Source organism: Pseudoroseicyclus aestuarii (genome assembly GCF_003217255.1).
In the GTDB taxonomy this organism is placed as follows: domain Bacteria; phylum Pseudomonadota; class Alphaproteobacteria; order Rhodobacterales; family Rhodobacteraceae; genus Pseudoroseicyclus; species Pseudoroseicyclus aestuarii.
Genome location: NZ_QJTE01000002.1, coordinates 578,935 through 597,196 on the forward strand (window position 1 = coordinate 578,935; position 18,262 = coordinate 597,196).

Consider the following 18,262-nt stretch of genomic DNA (forward strand, 5'->3'; position numbering starts at 1 on the left):
GGGCCGCGCTAGCGCTTCACCGCGCGGCGGAACTCCGCCAGCCGGAAGGCCCCCAGAAGGTGCCCGATCCCGAAGTAGGCGATCATGCCGACCGCGATCAGCAGCATCAGCGCAAGATAGCGCGCCCCCGCCGCCTGCAGCATCCCCGAGAGGCCCCAGGCGGCCCCCCAAAGGATCCCCCCCATCAGCACGGAGGCGAGGCAGATCCGCCCCAGCCGGCGGCGGAAGCGGGCGTCGGTCTGCGCCGCCTCTCCCATCGCGCGGCTGCCCCGCCAGAGCAGCCAGACCATCGCCCAGCCCGCCAGCGTGGTGGCCAGCGCCGCCGCGGTCCAGCCGATCAGCGGCGCGAGGCCGAGGGCCACGGCAAGGTTCACCACCATCGCCCAGAGGGCGTAGTGGAAGGGGCTGCGCGTGTCCTCGCGCGCGAAGAACAGCGGCTGCAGCGCCTTTTGCAGCACGAAGGCTGGCAGGCCGAGGCCGTAGATCGCCACGGCCAGCGCCGTTGCCGCCGTGTCGCCCGCATCGAAGCTGCCGCGCTCGAACAGGACCGAGATCAGCGGCACCGGGATCACCACCAGCGCCACGGCGGCGGGCACGGTCAGCGCCAGCGACAGCTCGCAGGCGCGGTTGAAGGCATCGCGCCCGCCGATCGTGTCGCCCGCGCCCAGCCGGCGCGAGAGGTCGGGCAGCAGCACGATCCCCAGCGCGATGCCGACCACGCCAAGCGGCAGCTGGTACAGCCGGTCGGCGTAGTTCAGCCAGCCTACCGCCCCGTCGAAGAAGCTGGCGACCTGCCGCCCGACCAGCAGGTTCACCTGCACCACGCCGCCCGCCAGCGCCGCCGGCGCCGCGATGCGTGCCAGCCGCCGCATGTCCGGCGAGAGGCGCGGCATGCCGGGGCGCAGGTGAAAGCCCGCCCGCTTCGCCGCCCACCAGACCAGCGCCAGCTGCACGAAGCCCGCGAAGGGCACCGAGAGCGCGAGGCTGTCGCCGACCCGCAGCCCCAGCGCCCGGTCGAGGCCGAGGCCAAGGCTTTCCGACGGATCGCGCCCCAGCGCGGCGCCCACCACCACGGCCAGGATGAAGACCATGTTCAGCAGCACCGGCGCTGCCGCCGCCGCGAGGAATCGCCCCGTCGCGTTCAGCACCCCCGAGACGAGCGCCGCGAGCGAGATGAAAAGGATGTAGGGAAAGGCCAGCCGCCCGTAGCTGACGGCCAACTCGAAGCGCTCGTCGCCCCGGAACCCGCTCGCCATGGCGGTGACCAGCAGCGGCATCAGCAGGATCCCGAGGACCGAGAAAAGCGTCAGCAGGAAGGCCATGCCGGCGAAGGCCTGCTGCGCGAAGGCCAGCGCATCCTCGTCCTCGCGCTCGAGCTTCTTCGAGAACATCGGCACGAAGGCCATGTTGAAGGCGCCCTCGGCGAAGAAGCGGCGGAACATGTTCGGCAGCGAGAAGGCGATGAAGAAGGCCTCGGCCACGGGGCCGGTGCCGAGGTAGGCCGCGATCATGATGTCGCGGACAAAGCCGAATACCCGGCTGAGCAGGGTCCATAGGCCGACGGTCAGGAATCCCTGAACCAGCTTAATTGGTTTCAAGATGCGGCCCTTTCGGCGCCGGCTTCGATCGCCTCGCGCAGGCGGCGCTCTAGCACGCGCTGCTTGCCCTCGGAATGGTATTTCAGCCCGAACATGTCCTTGACGTAGAAGCTGTCGACGGCCTGCTCGCCATAGGTCGCGATGACCGAGGAGGAGATGTAGACATTCGCCGCCGCCAGCACCCGCGTCAGGTCGTAGAGCAGGCCGGGCCGGTCACGCGTGTCGACCTCGATGATGGTGAAGATGTCCGAGCCCTCGTTGTCGAAGGCGATGGAGGTCGGCACCTGGAAGCCGCGCTCGCGGCGGCGCATCTTGTCGCGGTCCTTGATCGCCTCGCGGGCGACGACCTCGCCCTTGAGCGTGCGCTCGATCATGCTGCGCAGGCGGGGCAAGCGGCTTTCCTCGAAGGGCTTGTCCTCGGCGTCCTGGATCCAGAACACGGCCGAGAAATAGCCGTCCTTCGAGGTATAGCCGCGCGCATCTACGATGCTCGCCCCGACCAGCGCCAGCGCGCCGCAGATGCGGCTGAAGAGCCCCGGATGATCGGCGACGGCAAAGGCGGCGCGGGTGGCATCGCGCCCCTCGTCGGGCTCAAGGTCCATGCGGATCTCGGATTCGCCGAGATCGCGCAGCATCTTTGCGATCACCACGTGCACCCCGGCCGGCAGACCCTGCCAGTAGGGGCCGTAATGCCGCGCCACCTCGGCACGGATCTCCTCGCGGCTCCAGCCGTCCAGCGCCTCGCGCAGGGCGCGCTTGGCCTCGGCCTCGCGGGTGTCGCGATTCAGCGCCTCGAGCCCGCCGTCCAGCGCCGCCTCTGTCGCGCGGTAGAGGCCGCGCAGCAGCATGGCCTTCCAGTTGTTCCAGGTGGTCGGCCCGACGCCGCGGATGTCGCAGACCGTCACCACGGTCAGCAGGTCCAGCCGCTCCTTGGACTTCACGGCCTTGGCGAAATCGCGCACCGTGCGCGGATCGGCGATGTCGCGCTTCTGCGCGGTGTCCGACATCAGCAGGTGGTAGCGCACCAGCCATTCGACCGTCTCGGTTTCCTTCTTCGACAGGCCGAGGCGCGGGCAGACGCGGCGCGCGATCTGCGCCCCGAGGACAGAGTGATCCTCGGGCCGTCCCTTGCCGATGTCATGCAGCAGCAGCGCGATGAACAGCACCCGCCGGTTGGCCCGGCTCATGATCTCGGTGGCGACGGGCAGCTCATCGGCCATGGCGCCGGTCTCGATCCGGTGCAGCTGGCTGATCGTCTGAATGATGTGCTCGTCCACCGTGTAGCTATGATACATGTTGTACTGCATCATCGCGACGACGGGCGCGAACTCGGGGATGAAGGCGCCGAGCACGCCGATCTCGTTCATCCGGCGCAGCGCGCGCTCGGGATTGCCCCGCTTCAGCAGCAGGTCGAGGAAGATGCGGTTCGCCTCGCGGTCCTCGCGCATCTTGCCGTCGATCAGCTGCAGGTTCGCGGTGATCAGCCGCAGCGCATCGGGATGCAGCAGCGTGCCGGTGCGCATCGATTCGTCGAAGATGCGCAGAAGGTTCACCGGCTCGGCGAGGAAGCTCTCCTCGTCGGCCACGGTCAGGCGGCTGTGCTTGATGGCATAGGGCGGGCGCGCCTTCTTGCGGCGGCCCAGAAGGCGCTGCAGCACCGGCTCGGACTTCAGGTGCGTCGCCTCCTGCGCCACCAGGAAGATGCGCGTCAGCTCGCCCACGCGGGTGGCGTGGCGGAAGTAGTCCTGCATGAAGTGCTCGACCGCGCGGCGCCCGCCGTGATCGGCATAGCCCAGCCGGTCCGCCACCTCGACCTGCAGGTCGAAGGACAGCGTGTCGGTGGCGCGCCCGGTGATCAGGTGCAGATGGCAGCGCACGGCCCAGAGGAAATCCTCGGCCCGCAGGAATTCGCCGTATTCGTCGTCGCTGAAGACGCCGCGCGCCACGAGGTCGGCGGCATCGTCGACGCCGTAGACGTATTTGCCGATCCAGTAGAGCGACTGCAGGTCGCGCAACCCGCCCTTGCCCTCCTTCACGTTGGGCTCGACGACGTAGCGCTGGCCGCCCTGCTTCTGGTGGCGCGCGCTGCGCTCGGCCAGCTTGGCCTCGATGAACTGCGGCGCGGTGGTGCGGAAGAGCTCGGACCAGAGCGTCTCGCGCAGGCTCTGCGACAGGCGCTCGTCTCCGGCGAGGTGGCGGCACTCCAGCAGGCTGGTGCGGATCGTCATGTCCTCGCCGGCGAGGCGCAGGCAATCGCGGGTGGTGCGGGTGGCGTGGCCGACCTTCAGCTTCAGGTCCCACAGGATGTAGAGCATCGATTCGACGACGCTCTCGGCCCAGGGGGTGATCTTCCAGGGCGTCAGGAACAGCAGGTCGACGTCCGATTGCGGCGCCATCTCGCCGCGGCCGTAGCCGCCGACGGCCAGCAGGGCCAGCCGCTCTCCCTCGGTCGGGTTCGGCGCCGGATGCAGCCGGCAGGCGGCGTCGAAGGCAGCAAGGATGATATGGTCGGTCAGCACCGCATAGGCCCGCGTCACGGGGCGCGCGGCGAAGGGCCTGTTGGCGAAGGCCGTCTCGATCGCGGCGCGCCCGCGCTCCCGTGCCGCGCCGAGCGTGGCGACGGCGGCGCGCCGGGCGGCGACGGAGTCTTGGCGGTGGGGGCGATCCTCGCCCCCCTCCGCGGCCGCGCCGAGGGCCGCATCGAGCGCGGCCGACACCGTGGCGGCATCGAAGATCTCCGCCTCGGGGCAGATCAGCTCACCGGGTGCGGCGCCCGTCCCGAGGATCGGGGCGGGGGCGAAGGCGGGGCGGGCGGCGGCGCGCCCGCCGCTCTCAGAAGCCCGCGCCGCCAAAGCTGCGGGGCGCCGGTTCGAGGATGTTGACACGGTTGTTCCGGATCTCGGCCACGGCAAGGCCGCGGGTATTGGTGCCGTCGCGGTTCAGTCGGAAGATTCCCGAGGTGCCGGAGAAGCCCTGGCCCTGGGTCAGCGCGCCGCGGCTGAGCGCATTGGCGTCGCCGCGGGCGACGAGCGCGCCGATCGCGGCGATGCCGTCGTAGGCGAGGCCGGCCAGCGGATGCGGCGCCTGACCGTAGCGGGCCTGGTAGCGGCTTTCGAAGGCGGCGGTGGTGCTCTGGTCGGGCAGGGCGAAGAGACCGCCCTGCAGGCCGGGCTGCGACAGCGCCTGCGGCGCGGCGTCCCAGCGGGTAAGGCCCAGCAGGCGGGCGCCGTCCAGCGCGCCCTGCTCGTAGAGGCCCGTCGACAGCGCCGGCAGGTCGGCGGCGACATTGGCGGTGGTGAAGACAGCATTGGCGCCGGTGGCGTCGATCTGGTTGGTGATGCCCGGCACCGCCGAGAGGATGCCCTGCTGCGATAGCGGGTAGCCCTGCTGGCCCGCGACCTCGGCCGAGGCACGGCCGATGGCGCCGGCGATGGCATCGCGCCCGACGCGCCCGGCATTGTCATCCGAGTAGACGATCATGTAGCGGGTCAGCCCATGACGCATGCCGTAGCCGACCAGCCGCTCTGCCGCGGAATCGAAGGTCGCCCCCAGAATGAAGACATTTCCGCCGGCGACGTCGGGATTGTTCGAGAAGGCGAGGACGTTGGTCCCGCTGGGCGCCGCCGCGATGCCGGCCGCCGCGGCCGAGCCGGCGTAGAGCGGGCCGAGCAGGATCTTCGCGCCGTCGTTGATCGCCTGGGTCGCGGCATTGGCCGCACCCTGGTCGCTGGCGCCGGTCGGATAGACGCGCAGGTCGATCTGCGCGCCCTGCAGGTCCGCGATCGCGAGGCGGGCGGCATTCTCGAAATTGCGGGCCAGAAGGGCGTCGGTCTGGTTGCCCGAGCCGTTCGGCACGAGAAGCGCGACCTGGACGGGGGCATCGGGATCGATGCGCGGCCCGCCGCCCGACATGCCCGTGGGTTCGCAGGCGGCGAGCCAGATCAGGGCGAGAAGGGCGGTGGCGCGGGCCGCGATGCGGCGCAGCGGCGTGTCGGTCGAGGGCATGGTCGTGCTCCGTTCGGTCATCGGCCTGGTCTTCGGCGGGGTCGGGCGCATCATAAGGTGGGCAGCAGAGGGGTCCAGCGATGAATCACGAAGATCGTCCGGTTGCGCCCGGACTGCACCTTGTCGCGACGCCGATCGGCAACGCCCGCGACATCACGTTGCGGGCGCTGGACATCCTTGCCGGCGCCGGCGCGATCGCCGCCGAGGATACCCGGACGGCGCGCAAGCTGATGGAGATCCACGGCGTCGCCCTGAACGGCCGGCCGCTCTGGGCCTATCACGATCATTCCGGCGCCTCCGACCGGGCGCGGATCGTCGACTTCCTGTCGCAGGGCGGCTCGGTCGCCTACGTCTCCGAGGCCGGAACGCCGCTGATCGCCGATCCCGGCTACGCCCTGGCGCGCGAGACGATCGCGGCGGGCCTGCCGGTCGCCGCGGCACCCGGCGCCTCGGCCGTGCTGGCGGCGCTGGCCGTGGCGGGCCTGCCGACGGATTGCTTCTCCTTCGTCGGCTTCCTGCCGCCGGCCGAGGTGCAGCGAAAGACCCGGATCGCCGAGCTGAAGGCGCTGCCCGGAACGCTGGTGCTCTATGAAAGCCCGAAGCGCGTTCAGGACTTGTTAGGTAATTTGGTGGAAGTCTTGGGAGAGCGGCGGCGCGTTGTGCTGTGCCGCGAGTTGACGAAGCGCTTCGAGGAGGTGCGGCGCGGCACGGCGGCAGAGGTCCTTGCCAACGTGATCGAGACGCCCGTCCGTGGCGAGGTGGTCGTGCTCATAGACCGCGCCTCCGAGGAGGAAGCCTCCGAGGCGGATGTCCATGCGGCGCTGAAAGAGGCGATGGAGACGATGCGCATGAAGGACGCAGCGACGGCGGTTGCCGGTGCCCTGGGTCTGCCGCGGCGGCAGGTTTACCAGATGGCCCTCGGCCTGCAGGACAAGGAGTGACGCGATGCCCCTGGACATGATGGATGGCGGTTGGGGCGCTGAGCCCGGGCGGATCGCGCGCCAGCAGCGCGCCCGGCGCGGGCGCCGGAGCTACTGCGCCGGTGCCGCGGCCGAAGAGATCGTGGCCCGTGACTACGAGGGCCGGGGAAGCGGCATCGCCCATCGGCGCTGGCGCGGGAGGGGCGGAGAGATCGACCTGATCGCCCGCGAGGGCGACCGCGTCGTCTTCATTGAGGTGAAGCAGGGCAAGAGCTTCGATGCAGCGATCCAGCGGCTCGGCCCGCGGCAGATGCAGCGCCTCTGCGCCTCGGCCTCCGAGTTTATCGGGGGCGAGCCGGCCGGGCAGTTGACGGAGATGCGGTTCGATCTGGCGCTGGTCGATGGGCAGGGCGCGGTGCGCATCATCGAGAATGCCTTCGGCGAGGTCTGACGCTTCTCCATCCTCCGGCGCGTGATTGCACCCGCCGGCGCGGTGAGGCATGGAGCGGGGGTCGCCGCCGTCTGACGCCCGTCGTGCCAGGCCGCGGCCTGACGGGAGGGTCGCCATGCCGCTCAGCGTAGCCATTATGATGGATCCGATCGGCGCGATCGACATCCAGGCCGATACCACGTTCCGCCTTGCCGAAGAGGCGCAGGCGCGGGGCCATTCCCTGTTCTACTACACGCCCGACCGGATGGCCTGGCAGGAGGGCCGCCTCGTCGCCCGCGGCTGGCCGCTGGAGCTGCGGCGCGAGCCGGGAAATCATTACACCCTCGGGGCGGAAGAGACGCGCGACCTGAGCACGGTAGACGTGATCTGGATGCGCCAGGATCCGCCTTTCGACATGGCCTATATCACCTATTCGCACCTGCTGGAGCTGGTGGGCCCGCGCACCCTGGTGCTGAACGACCCCTTCTGGGTTCGCAATTCGCCCGAGAAGCTGCTGGTCCTGCAGTTCCCGGATCTGACCCCGCCCACCGCCGTCGCCCGCGATCTCGCCGCGCTGCGCGCCTTCCGCGAGAGGCATGGCGACATGATCCTCAAGCCGCTCTACGGCAATGGCGGGGCCGGCGTCTTCAAGCTGGCGCAGGGGGACGGCAACCTCGCCGCCCTGCACGAGATGTTCGCCCAGGTCAGCCGCGAGCCGGTGATCGTGCAGAAGTTCCTGCCCGACGTGACCAAGGGCGACAAGCGCGTCATCCTCGTCGAAGGAGAGCCGGTGGGCGCGATCAACCGTATCCCGGCCGTGGGCGAGACCCGATCCAACATGCATGTCGGCGGCAAGGCCGAGCAGGTCGCCCTGACCGAGCGTGACCGTGAGATCTGCGATGCCATCGGCCCGGTCCTGCGCGAGAAGGGCCTGCTCTTCGTCGGGATCGACGTGATCGGCGACTGGCTGACCGAGATCAACGTGACCTCGCCCACCGGCCTGCAGGAGCTGGAGCGCTTCGAGGGGCGTAATATCGCCGGCCTCGTCTGGGAGGCCGCCGAGGCCCGGCTGGCGGAGAAGCGGCGCTAGGACCCCTCGCCCGAGGTCAGGCGAAAGCTCACGGCCTCGGCGACATGGGGGCGGCGCACGCCCTCCGATCCGTCGAGGTCGGCAATCGTCCGTGCGACCCGCAGCACCCGGTGATAGCCCCGCGCCGAGAGGCCGAAGCGGTCAGCCACCCGGCCCAGCAGCGCCCGCCCCTCGGCATCGGGGGCGGCGACCTTGTCCAGCACCTGCCCTTCTGCTGCCGCGTTGCAGCGCGCGCCGCCGTAGCGGGCCTGCTGCAGGGCCCGCGCCGCGGCGACGCGGGCGGCGATCTGGGCTGTGCCCTCGTCGGGCGGCGGTAGGTCGAGGTCGGTGAAGGAGACCGGCGGCACCTCGACCCGCAGGTCGATGCGGTCCATCAGTGGCCCCGAGATCCGGCTCATGTAATCGGCGCCGCAGCCCGGCGCCCGGGGGCAGGCGCGGCCCGGATCGGAGAGGTGGCCGCAGCGGCAGGGATTGGCCGCCGCCACCAGCATGAAACGGCAGGGGTAGCGCACATGCGCATTGGCCCGCGCCACCACCACCTCGCCCGTCTCGATGGGTTGGCGCAGCGTCTCCAGCACCTGGCGGTCGAACTCCGGTCTTATGTAGCAAACGCACCAACTAGAACGGAGAATTTTCAGCGCGTTTGCAGTACCTTGGGTGCATGTCAAACCTGCCCAAGCCCGAACGCCCGAACACGCTATCCGGCCTCGTTGCCAAACACGCCGAGCTGGTCTCGCTACGCGAGCAGTACCACGATCAGGTCCGCAAATTGACGGTGGACATAGACCACCTAGACGCAGCAATACGGCTGTTCGATGGGACAGCAGGCCACCGCGCCCCCGGCGAGTATGTCACCAAGCACAAGGCGAGAAAGGGCACTGTGACGCGGTTTGTGTTGCAGCAGTTCCGCGAAGCGACCGGGCCCCTTACATCACGCGATATCACCATCGCATGGTGCCAGGATCGCGGTCTGGTGGCTGATGACGAGACCTATGCCGTGCTGCGCAAGCGCATCGGTGCATGCATCAAGCAGTGCGCACTACGCGGGCTGATTGAGGATCGCGGGTGGAGCGAAGATCACGGCGAGAGCGGGCCGTACAAGCTGTGGGTGATGGTTGGGCGTTAAGACGGTGTTGGTGGTCAAGAAGCGCACGATCTTGTGTGTGAGGCCTGCTATGCGACCAGATGGAGCGGTGTTTGGGGACCAAATCGAGCCCACTTGGAGAGCTCTGGCGCCCTTCACTACCCTCATGCTAGTCACTTGGCATGAGGGTGGAAAAGTGATGAAATTACCGGAAAAGTTTAAGGACCTTCCATGGGCAAAGATCAACTGGTTCTTACATGGTTTTTGGGCGCTTCTTATATTGTATCTACTCAACGCTAAGGGTGGAGTGCAAGACAGCAACGCCTTAGCCGCTTCAGTGACTATCCTGCAAGCCGTACTTGTCGTGGCTTTGGTTGGTGGATTTTGGATCATACGGCCTGAGGTAAAGGAAGCTGCAACGCAAACCGCCGAGGAGATTGCGGAGAGGTTGGCCGCCCCAGCGGCCCGTCGTGCTGCACTTGAGTGGATTGAAGCGCAAGGAGAGCGTAGAGCGGTAGATAATCAATCTCTGGTTGATGCACTGGGCGAGGAAGATGAAAATGGCACGTGAAAGCGAGATGAAGACAGTCCAGCGGTACCTTTTTTCAGATCCGCCGGTTGATGTAATTAGTTTAATTCGCGAGTTGGGCATCGAGTACAGAGAACAGCCGCTTGGGCCGGAAAACTCTGGACGCATTGACCGTAATAATGGGGAGTTCGTTATTACGGTCAATTCCGAAGAAAGCCCCCAAAGACGTCGGTTTACCGCTGCTCACGAACTAGCACACTACCTTTTGCACCGTGATCTCTTGAAGCACGGACACGCCGACAGGCTGTTCGGGGCTGGTGCACGTCACAACGCAACCGAGCCGTTTACGAGTGGGCATGAGGTTCAAGCCAACAAATATGCGGCGGATATCCTCATGCCGAAAGCTGCCATAGATCGCGTCTGGCAAAGAGAGGCTGACAATTTCGCAGAAGTTGCGCGTAAGTTTGGCGTCTCAATGAAGGCTATGAAAATTCGGCTGAACAATTTGGGCCTAAGGGCAACGGCAGATTAGGCCGCCCGCTGCCAGTAGCCCTTCCACGAACGGCTGACCGGCGCACCCATCGAGTTCGACACCATGATGTGCGCCAGCGTTCCGTTGTCGGTGCGACGGTTGTCTTCAAGCCAAGCGGCGTGGTTCGCATACTGATGGAGGTAGCGGGCGCTGACGTGGTGGTGCTGACCACCGACCATACGGCGTAGGCGCGAGAAGAACGACTCCACCATGTTCGTGTGCTTGCCGTGGTCGCTGTAGATTTCCGAGTGGTTCACCCGGTCGACCATCCAGCCGGCGTGCAGCATGTCCCAGTGGGACGCCTCGTCGGCCGACATGGTGGCGGTGTGGCTGACGTTCTCAATAGCGAACGCGACGCCCTCGCCTTCGTGCATCGCGACGAAGGGCAACGTGCGGCCCGCGCGCTCGCGGAGCGTGACGACAACGCGACGCTGGCCAGTCTGGTGACGCTTCAAGCGGCGATCAACGCGCTCGCTCTTGAGGTTGGCGGGGCGGATGTGACCGCCAAAGTAAGCGCCGTCGATTTCAACGTGCCCATGTAGGACAACGCCGGTCTGCACTTCCGTCGCCATCGCTTCTCGCAGCTTGTGCGCCAGGACAAACGCAGTCTTGTACTGGCAATCCAAATCGCGGGAGAGTTGAACCATGCTGACGCCCTTGGAGGCGTTCACGAGGATGCAGATCGCGGCTAGCAGGTCTACAAAGTCCATTTTACGGCTGGCGAAGATCGTGCCGCTGGTGACACTGAACTGGTGGTGGCAAGCCTTGCACTTGAACTTGCGGCGGGTGGTGATGCTATAGGCTTCGTCATGGCTGCAACGAGGGCAGATCGGAGCGCCATCGGTCTCGGCCCAACGCATCTTGCAGAACGTCTCGTAAGCCGCCTGCTCGCCGGCCTTGTAGATAGCACGAAGGCTAAGGGTGCGGGACGCTGCAGAAAGAAGGAAGTGCTGTGCCATAGTACTATATCCAATGCCTATGCATCGTATGTAGTACGTTGACGCACTATGCACAAGTGCATAAATACTGCAAACAGTACATTTGCAGCTAGGACAGTACATGCCGGGTCAGACGGACTGGGAGCGGAGGGCGGCGAACCTTCTCAAGGCCGAGCTAAAGCGCCAGGGTGTGACCTACGCGCAGCTTGCCGAGCGCATCGGGGACAAGGAAGCGAACGTGCGAAACAAGCTGTCCCGAGGCAAGTTCAGCGCGGCCTACCTACTCCAGTCGCTGGAGGCAGTGGGCGCAAAAGAGCTTCGGCTCTAATCGTCTAGAAGGTCGATAACTTGGTGAAGATGCGTAACGGAGTAGGCGACTGGTCGCGAGCCAGAGAAGACGAGGTTCAGATCTACGATGAATCCTCGCTTGTAGATGTTTTCGTCCGAATTCCGAATGACATCTTTGATCTGCTCCTCTGCCAGATCAGAGCCGTAAACGAGCGGTCTGTGATTCTCCGACAGATCATCAACGACAACGCGCTCACCTGATCTTTTGCCTACGGCGGCATTACCCACGTCAGAGCGCGTGAAGCGCATCAGAATGCGAGAATGATCAGACGTCGTGGTTTTCTCAAGATCTCGCCTTTGGATATCTATGGTGTCCAGAGCTTGGCGCGCTTCCTTAGCTGTAAACGTCGCCTCAAACTCGGTCGTGAACAGCCCGTTCTTGTAACGCAGTCCCTTGATAGCCATGGTGCCATTGTTGTCTTCGGCTACGGCCCTAACAGTCTTGGTGATGTCGTTAAGCTGTGGCTTACTTGTGTCTTCCAGCTGCTTGCCCTGTACAAGGTCGCGAAGCCGCCGGTTGAATATTGCGCCGAAGCCTAGGACGATCAGAGCGCCGTCCATGATTCCTATAAGGTCAGGAATTTCCGCAAACAGGGCTGCGATCACAGAGCCCTTCCGAACCTCTTTAACGTACATACGAGCCGCGCCAGCCATCTCTGGCTTCTCGCGCGCAAGATACCTCTCGAACTCGGCACCCAGACCAGCGAACAGTGCGGCGAAGTCGGTGATCTCTATCGGATCATTTAGATCCAGAGTGACTTCAAGGTATGCGTCGGAACTGCTCATAAGGCTAGAATAGTTCATAGATTTTTCCTGCTGTCACGGGCGTTTCTCCTTATGGTGCGCTTGCTACATAAGGCCGTCGAACTCCGGCAGTTCGTCGAGGAAGAGCACGCCGTTATGCGCCAGGCTGATCTCGCCCGGCTGCGCGCCGCGTCCGCCGCCGACGATGGCGGCGCGGCTGGCGGTGTGATGCGGCTCCCGAAAGGGGCGGGCGCGGCTGATGCCGCCGGCCGTCAGCAACCCGGCGAGCGAATGGATCATCGAGGTCTCCAACGCCTCTGAGGCCGCGAGCGGCGGCAGGATGCCCGGAATGCGCGAGGCGAGCATGGATTTGCCCGAGCCCGGCGGGCCCACCATCATCAGGTGATGATGCCCCGCTGCTGCCACCTCGAGCGCGCGCTTCGCCCGCTCCTGTCCCCGCACGTCGCGCAGATCGCGCACCCCCGCCTCGCCCTGCACCACGCCGGCCTGTGCCGGGGTCAGCGGCGCCTGTCCGGTGTAATGCCGGATCGCCTCGCCCAGGCTGCGGGCGCCGAGGACGGTCGTCGCCGTGACCCAGGCCGCCTCCGCGCCGCAGGCGGCGGGGCAAAGCAGCGTCCGGTCGTCCTCGGCCGCCGCCATGGCCGCCGGGAGCGCGCCGATCACCGGGACCAGCCGCCCCTCGAGCGACAGTTCCCCGAGCGCGACGGTCTGGGACACCTCATCATGCGGCAGGATGTCGAGCGCGGCCAGCAGAGCCAGGGCAATCGGCAGGTCGAAGTGAGAGCCCTCCTTCGGCAGGTCCGCGGGCGAGAGGTTCACTGTGATCCGCTTGCTCGGCAGGGCGATCGCCATGGCCGAGAGGGCCGCGCGCACCCTCTCTCGCGCCTCGCTCACCGCTTTGTCCGGCAGGCCGACGATGGCGAAGCCGGGCATGCCCGGCGTCACCGCGCATTGCACCTCGACCAGCCGCGCCTCGACCCCTTCGAAGGCCACAGTATAGGCCTGCGCCACCATGCACCCGCACTCCTTTGCCGGGCAGGGTGGCGAGGGCGTGGTTTAGGATTGGTTAACGGCGGTCTCCTGCGGGCCGGGCCAGGGGCGTTGCGGCAGGTCCTGATCATAGGGCTCCGCCTCGTAGCGGTCCTGAAGCCCGCGCGCCCGCCAGGCTTGCAGGGCGGGCAGGGCCAGCGCCTCGGCGACATAGGCCTGCGCCTCAGGTCCCGCTGGCAAGCCATAGGTCGCGATGCGGGTGGCGGCGGGCAGGTAGAAGACATCCGCCATCGACCAGGCGCCGAAGAGCCATGGGCCCGAGGCGCCGGCATGGGCGCGGGCGCGGCACCACAGATCCTCCAGCCTCGCGAGGTCGGCGGCAAGGGCGTCCGAGACGGCGAAGCCGCTCCAGGCATGGCGCAGATCCATCGGGCAGTCGCCGCGCAGGGCGGGAAAGCCCGAGTGCATCTCTGCCACCATCCAGCGGGCAAGGGCGCGGGCGGCGGGATCGTCGGGCCAGAGCTGCAGCTCCGGGTGCCGCTCTTCCAGAACGGCGGCCATGGCGGCGGTATCGCCGACCACCACGCCCTCGGGGGTGCGCAGGACCGGCACCAGCCGCGCCGGGGCCAGCGGCGCGAGGTCCTGCGCCAGAGTTCCTGCATAAAGCCCTGCCTCGTGCAGCTGCACGGGCAGGCCGAAGGTCTCGAACATCAGCCAGCCGCGCAGGCTCCAGCTGGAAAAGCTGCGGTCGCCGATCCAAAGGTCGTAGGTCATCGCGTGATCTCCGGTTTTCGGCGCAACGTTAGGCGGCGGGCAGGGGGTCAGGTCAACGCGGTTTCGCGCGCAGCAGCTGCCATCCCCGCTCCAGAGGATGGCGACAGGCGCGGGGTAGAGCTGGAGTGCCGCCAGCAGTGGGTTTGGCGGCGATACACCGGCTCACTTGGCCGGGACCGTTTCACTAAGAGCGACAAATGCGAGGGTCGAGGTCAGGTCCAGCGACGCCTCGCGCCCGCGCTATCCCGCGCCACGACTCTGGCGGAGCAGGGCGATGGCCCGGTTTATCTTGGCGTAGATAGGCCCTGCCGCGGCGCTGCGAAACGCGGGTCGCCCCGTCTCCGTCGCTCGCCTGTCGGCATAGCAAGATTGGCCCGAAGCGGCGGCGCCTAGCACCAAGGTGAGGTTTAGCAAGGGCGAGGCTGAACCTTTGGGCAAGCGGCGGCGTTAGGGCCGTGGAACGTCAGTAGCAGCTGCGCGCGGAGGCTCCATCCGCGCCGCTTGACTGACAGGGGATGTCGACGGCTTCGGGAAAAACATCATGGCTCTTGACGGATTTGCAGATCAGCGACTGACACGCAGCGCGATGAAGGCCGAGCTTCTGGACGCGGAAACCGAGCTTGAGCTGGCCTATGCCTGGCGCGATCACCGCGACGAGGCGGCGCTGCATCGCCTGATCACCGCCTACATGCGGCTCGCGATCTCCATGGCCTCGAAGTTCCGCCGCTACGGCGCGCCGATGAGCGATCTGGTGCAGGAGGCGAGCCTCGGCCTGATGAAGGCCGCGGACAAGTTCGACCCGGATCGCGGCGTGCGCTTCTCGACCTATGCCGTCTGGTGGATCAAGGCCTCGATTCAGGACTACGTGATGCGCAATTGGTCGATGGTCCGCACCGGATCGACCAGCAGCCAGAAGTCTCTCTTCTTCAACATGCGCCGGGTCCAGGCCCGGATCGAGCGCGAGGCCGCCGCCGAGGGGCGCACTCTGGACGGCGCGACGGTGCGCAAGATGATCGCGACCGAGGTCGGCGTGCCGCTGCACGACGTCGAGATGATGGAGGGGCGGCTCTCCGGCTCCGACTTCTCGCTCAACGCGACGCAATCCTCGGACGAGGATGGGCGCGAATGGATCGAGGCGCTGGAGGACGACGCTCAGCAGGCCTCTGAATCGGTCCAGATCAGCCATGACATGGACATGCTGCGCAACTGGCTCGGCACGGCCCTGTCGGGGCTGAACCAGCGCGAGCAGTTCATCGTCCGCGAGCGCAAGCTGCGCGAGGATCCCCGCACGCTCGAAAGCCTCGGCGGCGAGCTTGGTCTCTCGAAGGAGCGGGTGCGCCAGCTCGAGGCCGCGGCCTTTGGCAAGATGCGCAAGAGCCTCGAGGGGCAATCGCGCGAGGTCTTCGGCTTCTTCGCCTGAGGCGGGCGCGGATTGCGGCTTTGGCCCCGGCGCCCTATCCTTGGGCGCTGTCGGTAGCGGAGCGCGCGTGGCCCATATCCTCCTGATCGTCGGCGGCGGGATCGCCGCCTACAAGAGCCTCGAGTTGGTGCGCCTTCTGCGCCGCCGGGGCGACCGCGTGACCCCCGTCCTGACCCGGGCGGGGGCGGAATTCGTGACGCCGCTGTCCCTCTCGGCGCTTTGCGAGACCAAGGTCTACGACGATCTGTGGAGCCTGACGGACGAGGCCGAGATGGGGCACATCCAGCTCTCTCGCGCCGCCGACCTGATCGTCGTGGCCCCAGCGACGGCCGATCTCATGGCCAAGATGGCGGGCGGGGCGGCGGACGATCTTGCCTCGACCGTGCTGCTGGCGACGGACACGCCGGTGCTGATCGCGCCGGCGATGAACGTGCGGATGTGGCAGCACCCGGCGACGCAGCGCAACCTCGCGCTGCTGCGCGGCGACGGCATTCATTCCGTCGGCCCCGACGAGGGGGCCATGGCCTGCGGCGAATACGGCCCCGGCCGCATGGCAGAGCCTGCGGCGATCCTCGAGGCCATCGACGCGGTCCTGCGGCCTGCCGTGCGGCCCCTCGCCGGGCGGCGCATCCTCGTGACCTCCGGCCCGACGCATGAGCCGATCGACCCGGTGCGCTACATCGCCAACCGCTCCTCCGGGCGGCAGGGCACGGCCATCGCCGCCGCGCTGGTGGCGCTGGGCGCCGAGGTCACCTTCGTGACCGGCCCGGCCGAGGTGCCGCCGCCCCCGGGCGTGCAGGCGATCCGGGTCGAGACGGCGGCGCAGATGCTGGCCGCTGTCAGGGGCGCGCTGCCGGTGGAGGCTGCCGTCTTCGCCGCCGCCGTCGCCGACTGGCATGTGACGGGGGCAGGGGACCGCAAGATCAAGAAGGGCGCCGAGGCGCCTTCGCTGGCGCTGGCGCAGAACCCCGACATTCTTGCCGACGTGGCGGGCCTGGCCGAGGGGCGCCCGCGCCTTGTCGTCGGCTTTGCCGCCGAGACCGACGATGTGCTGGCCCATGCGCGGGCCAAGCTGACGCGCAAGAAGGCGGACTGGATCGTCGCGAACGATGTCTCGCCCGCCTCGGGCGTGATGGGCGGCACGGAGAACACCGTGACGCTGGTAACTGCCCAGGGCGACGAGGGCTGGCCGCGCCTGTCGAAGGAGGCGGTGGCCGAACGTCTGGCCGCCCGCATCGCCGAGGCTTTGACCGAAGGACCCGCATGACCGAGATTTTGCTGAAGCTGCTGCGCGACGAGGGGGCCGACCCCGAGGTGCCGCTGCCCGAGTACCAGACCGCCGGTGCCGCCGGCGCCGACCTGCGCGCCAACCTGCCCGAGGCGCAGCGCGGCACGGGCATGCTCCTCGCGCCGGGCGCGCGGGCGCTGGTGCCGACGGGCCTGCGCCTTGCCATCCCCGAGGGCTACGAGGTGCAGCTGCGCCCGCGCTCGGGCCTCGCGCTCAAGCACGGGATCACGCTGCCCAATTCCCCCGGCACCATCGACAGCGATTATCGCGGACCGCTGGGGGTGATCGTGATGAACGCCGGCGAGGCGCCCTTCACCGTCGAGCACGGGATGCGGATCGCGCAGATGGTGCTGGCGCCGGTGCTGCGCGCCCGCTTCGAACTGGCCGAGGCGCTGGACGAGACCACGCGCGGCGGCGGCGGCTTCGGCTCCACCGGGGCGGCATGATCCTCGTCGCCGTCATGGCGGCGGTCATGTGGGGCATCGGCGCCGCCACCGGCGCGCCGCGCCGCGCCCGCTGGTCGATGATCGGCGTTCTGCTGGCGGCGGTGATCCTCGTGCAGGTGACACTGCCGCGGGGCCACCCGCTGCGCGAGGCGACGGGGTCGGAACCGGCGCTCTGGCTGCTGATCCTTGGCTTTGTCGCGCTGTTCTGGGCCTACGGGCGGGGGCTGGCGGCGGTCCGCCGCCGCAGCCGCACTGCCGAACCCGCGTCCGGCGAAAGGGGGGCCGAAGCCGCGCCCCCGGGCCGGATGACAGAGGCGGAGCTCGAGCGGCAGGCCCGCCACATCGTCCTGCGCGAGATCGGCGGGCCGGGGCAGCGCCGGTTGCGCGAGGCGCGGGTGCTGATCGTGGGCGCCGGGGGCCTCGGCGCGCCGGCCTCGCTCTACCTTGCCGCCAGCGGGGTGGGCACGCTGGGGCTGATCGACGGCGATACCGTCGACCGCTCGAACCTCGGGCGGCAGGTGCTGTTCAACGAGGCCGACATTGGCCGCCCCAAGGTGCAGGCCGCGTATGACCGGCTGGTGGCGCAGAACCCCGCCGTCGCCCTGCGCCCCTATCACCGCAGCCTGACCGAGGAGATCGCCGAGGCGCTTTTCGAGGATTACGACCTGATCCTCGACGGCTCGGACAACTTCGCCACGCGGCACCTCGTCAACCGCACCGCGGTGCAATTGGGCAAGCCGCTGATCGCCGCCGCGCTGACGCAGTGGGAGGGGCAGATCTCGCTCTACCATCCTGCCGCTGGCGCGCCCTGCTATGCCTGCATCTTCGAGGATGTGCCCGATCCCGCGCTGGTCCCCAGCTGCGCCGAGGCGGGTGTGCTGGGGCCGCTGCCGGGGGTGATCGGCGCGATGATGGCCGCAGAGGCGATCAAGCACCTGACGGGGGCGGGGCAGACGCTGGCCGGGCGGCTGGCGATCCACGATGCGCTCTGGGCCGAGACGCGGGTGATTGGCATCGCCCGCCGCGCGGATTGCCCGGTCTGCGGCGCGGGCGCGCAGCCCGCCTGACGCCGCCGCCACCTTGCCCGAAGGCGAAAGCTTGGCCA

The 18,262-nt window shown here is 67.8% G+C and carries 17 protein-coding genes and 2 pseudogenes; 11 read left to right on the top strand and 8 right to left on the bottom strand.

The window, feature by feature from the left end; all coding sequences use genetic code 11:
• Positions 1-8 precede the first annotated feature (8 nt).
• The 3 genes from murJ to DFP88_RS07615 are packed head-to-tail and all read right to left on the bottom strand — an operon-like array spanning position 9 to position 5,603.
• Positions 9-1,598 (bottom strand): murein biosynthesis integral membrane protein MurJ, encoded by a 1,590-nt coding sequence (gene murJ, locus DFP88_RS07605; protein ID WP_110813842.1) that lies wholly within the window; start codon positions 1,596-1,598, stop codon positions 9-11.
• Positions 1,595-4,384 (bottom strand): [protein-PII] uridylyltransferase, encoded by a 2,790-nt coding sequence (locus tag DFP88_RS07610; RefSeq protein WP_110814188.1) that lies wholly within the window; start codon positions 4,382-4,384, stop codon positions 1,595-1,597. Before DFP88_RS07610 ends, murJ begins: the two co-directional genes overlap by 4 nt.
• A gap of 46 nt (positions 4,385-4,430) precedes the next feature.
• On the bottom strand, positions 4,431-5,603 hold the full coding sequence (locus tag DFP88_RS07615) for a penicillin-binding protein activator (protein WP_110814189.1): 1,173 nt from the start codon (positions 5,601-5,603) through the stop codon (positions 4,431-4,433).
• An 80-nt stretch (positions 5,604-5,683) separates the two neighbouring features.
• Between DFP88_RS07615 and rsmI the strand changes: the two genes are divergently transcribed.
• From rsmI to gshB, 3 genes are all read left to right on the top strand, one after another.
• A complete protein-coding gene (rsmI, locus tag DFP88_RS07620; RefSeq protein ID WP_110813843.1) occupies positions 5,684-6,544 on the top strand; it encodes a 16S rRNA (cytidine(1402)-2'-O)-methyltransferase in 861 nt (286 codons plus the stop codon).
• Positions 6,545-6,563: 19 nt separating this feature from the next.
• Positions 6,564-6,974 carry a YraN family protein gene (locus DFP88_RS07625; protein WP_110814190.1) on the top strand — a complete coding sequence of 137 codons (411 nt, stop codon included), beginning with the start codon at positions 6,564-6,566 and terminating at the stop codon, positions 6,972-6,974.
• 115 nt (positions 6,975-7,089) lie between these two features.
• Entirely contained in the window at positions 7,090-8,043 is a 954-nt protein-coding gene (gene gshB, locus DFP88_RS07630; protein ID WP_110813844.1) for a glutathione synthase, read from the top strand.
• Here gshB and DFP88_RS07635 read toward each other — a convergent pair.
• Positions 8,040-8,639, bottom strand: a pseudogene (locus tag DFP88_RS07635) (ATP-binding protein); the annotation flags it as partial. The gene gshB and the pseudogene DFP88_RS07635 sit on opposite strands and share 4 nt — an antisense overlap.
• Positions 8,640-8,704: 65 nt before the next feature.
• Here DFP88_RS07635 and DFP88_RS07640 point away from each other — a divergent pair.
• The 3 genes from DFP88_RS07640 to DFP88_RS07645 all read left to right on the top strand — a co-directional run bounded on the left by DFP88_RS07640 (position 8,705) and on the right by DFP88_RS07645 (position 10,188).
• Complete coding sequence (locus tag DFP88_RS07640) at positions 8,705-9,169, top strand: hypothetical protein (protein ID WP_110814191.1); 465 nt, start codon at positions 8,705-8,707, stop codon at positions 9,167-9,169.
• 157 nt (positions 9,170-9,326) lie between these two features.
• Positions 9,327-9,698, top strand: coding sequence for a hypothetical protein (locus tag DFP88_RS16835; RefSeq protein ID WP_146227448.1), 372 nt, complete (start codon positions 9,327-9,329; stop codon positions 9,696-9,698).
• Entirely contained in the window at positions 9,688-10,188 is a 501-nt protein-coding gene (locus DFP88_RS07645; protein ID WP_181418588.1) for an ImmA/IrrE family metallo-endopeptidase, read from the top strand. Before DFP88_RS16835 ends, DFP88_RS07645 begins: the two co-directional genes overlap by 11 nt.
• Here DFP88_RS07645 and DFP88_RS07650 read toward each other — a convergent pair.
• Positions 10,185-11,147, bottom strand: a complete 963-nt coding sequence (locus DFP88_RS07650; RefSeq protein ID WP_110813846.1) for an IS1595 family transposase — start codon at positions 11,145-11,147, stop codon at positions 10,185-10,187. The two genes, DFP88_RS07645 and DFP88_RS07650, sit on opposite strands and share 4 nt — an antisense overlap.
• A 100-nt stretch (positions 11,148-11,247) precedes the next feature.
• Between DFP88_RS07650 and DFP88_RS07655 the strand changes: the two genes are divergently transcribed.
• On the top strand, positions 11,248-11,454 hold the full coding sequence (locus tag DFP88_RS07655) for a DUF6471 domain-containing protein (RefSeq protein ID WP_110813847.1): 207 nt from the start codon (positions 11,248-11,250) through the stop codon (positions 11,452-11,454).
• On the opposite strand, the gene DFP88_RS07660 is transcribed toward DFP88_RS07655, so the two are convergent.
• From DFP88_RS07660 to DFP88_RS07670, 3 genes and pseudogenes are all read right to left on the bottom strand, one after another.
• Positions 11,451-12,260 (bottom strand): hypothetical protein, encoded by an 810-nt coding sequence (locus DFP88_RS07660; protein WP_146227450.1) that lies wholly within the window; start codon positions 12,258-12,260, stop codon positions 11,451-11,453. The genes DFP88_RS07655 and DFP88_RS07660 overlap by 4 nt on opposite strands.
• Before the next feature lie 78 nt (positions 12,261-12,338).
• Positions 12,339-13,253: pseudogene (locus DFP88_RS07665) on the bottom strand (YifB family Mg chelatase-like AAA ATPase); the annotation flags it as partial.
• 42 nt (positions 13,254-13,295) lie between these two features.
• Complete coding sequence (locus tag DFP88_RS07670; RefSeq protein ID WP_110813850.1) at positions 13,296-14,003, bottom strand: glutathione S-transferase; 708 nt, start codon at positions 14,001-14,003, stop codon at positions 13,296-13,298.
• Between the two features lie 541 nt (positions 14,004-14,544).
• On the opposite strand from DFP88_RS07670, the gene DFP88_RS07675 reads away from it, so the two are divergent.
• The 4 genes from DFP88_RS07675 (at position 14,545) to DFP88_RS07690 (ending at position 18,224) form a co-directional block, all read left to right on the top strand.
• A complete protein-coding gene (locus tag DFP88_RS07675) occupies positions 14,545-15,423 on the top strand; it encodes an RNA polymerase factor sigma-32 (protein ID WP_110813851.1) in 879 nt (292 codons plus the stop codon).
• Between the two features lie 67 nt (positions 15,424-15,490).
• A complete protein-coding gene (coaBC, locus tag DFP88_RS07680) occupies positions 15,491-16,690 on the top strand; it encodes a bifunctional phosphopantothenoylcysteine decarboxylase/phosphopantothenate--cysteine ligase CoaBC (RefSeq protein ID WP_110813852.1) in 1,200 nt (399 codons plus the stop codon).
• Complete coding sequence (gene dut / locus DFP88_RS07685; RefSeq protein ID WP_110813853.1) at positions 16,687-17,157, top strand: dUTP diphosphatase; 471 nt, start codon at positions 16,687-16,689, stop codon at positions 17,155-17,157. Before coaBC ends, dut begins: the two co-directional genes overlap by 4 nt.
• Positions 17,154-18,224: a HesA/MoeB/ThiF family protein gene (locus DFP88_RS07690; protein ID WP_110813854.1), complete on the top strand. Its 1,071-nt coding sequence runs from the start codon at positions 17,154-17,156 to the stop codon at positions 18,222-18,224. Before dut ends, DFP88_RS07690 begins: the two co-directional genes overlap by 4 nt.
• The last annotated feature ends 38 nt before the right edge of the window (positions 18,225-18,262 follow it).

Excerpts from the sequence above, each read along its gene's own strand:
- DFP88_RS07615 (WP_110814189.1), bottom strand. The coding sequence starts at position 5,603 with ATGCCCTCGACCGACACGCCGCTGCGCCGCATCGCGGCCCGCGCCACC.
- rsmI (WP_110813843.1), top strand. The coding sequence starts at position 5,684 with ATGAATCACGAAGATCGTCCGGTTGCGCCCGGACTGCACCTTGTCGCG.
- DFP88_RS07625 (WP_110814190.1), top strand. The coding sequence starts at position 6,564 with ATGGATGGCGGTTGGGGCGCTGAGCCCGGGCGGATCGCGCGCCAGCAG.
- gshB (WP_110813844.1), top strand. The coding sequence starts at position 7,090 with ATGCCGCTCAGCGTAGCCATTATGATGGATCCGATCGGCGCGATCGAC.
- DFP88_RS07640 (WP_110814191.1), top strand. The coding sequence starts at position 8,705 with ATGTCAAACCTGCCCAAGCCCGAACGCCCGAACACGCTATCCGGCCTC.
- DFP88_RS16835 (WP_146227448.1), top strand. The coding sequence starts at position 9,327 with ATGAAATTACCGGAAAAGTTTAAGGACCTTCCATGGGCAAAGATCAAC.
- DFP88_RS07645 (WP_181418588.1), top strand. The coding sequence starts at position 9,688 with ATGGCACGTGAAAGCGAGATGAAGACAGTCCAGCGGTACCTTTTTTCA.
- DFP88_RS07650 (WP_110813846.1), bottom strand. The coding sequence starts at position 11,147 with ATGGCACAGCACTTCCTTCTTTCTGCAGCGTCCCGCACCCTTAGCCTT.
- DFP88_RS07655 (WP_110813847.1), top strand. The coding sequence starts at position 11,248 with ATGCCGGGTCAGACGGACTGGGAGCGGAGGGCGGCGAACCTTCTCAAG.
- DFP88_RS07660 (WP_146227450.1), bottom strand. The coding sequence starts at position 12,260 with ATGAGCAGTTCCGACGCATACCTTGAAGTCACTCTGGATCTAAATGAT.
- DFP88_RS07670 (WP_110813850.1), bottom strand. The coding sequence starts at position 14,003 with ATGACCTACGACCTTTGGATCGGCGACCGCAGCTTTTCCAGCTGGAGC.
- DFP88_RS07675 (WP_110813851.1), top strand. The coding sequence starts at position 14,545 with ATGGCTCTTGACGGATTTGCAGATCAGCGACTGACACGCAGCGCGATG.
- dut (WP_110813853.1), top strand. The coding sequence starts at position 16,687 with ATGACCGAGATTTTGCTGAAGCTGCTGCGCGACGAGGGGGCCGACCCC.
- DFP88_RS07690 (WP_110813854.1), top strand. The coding sequence starts at position 17,154 with ATGATCCTCGTCGCCGTCATGGCGGCGGTCATGTGGGGCATCGGCGCC.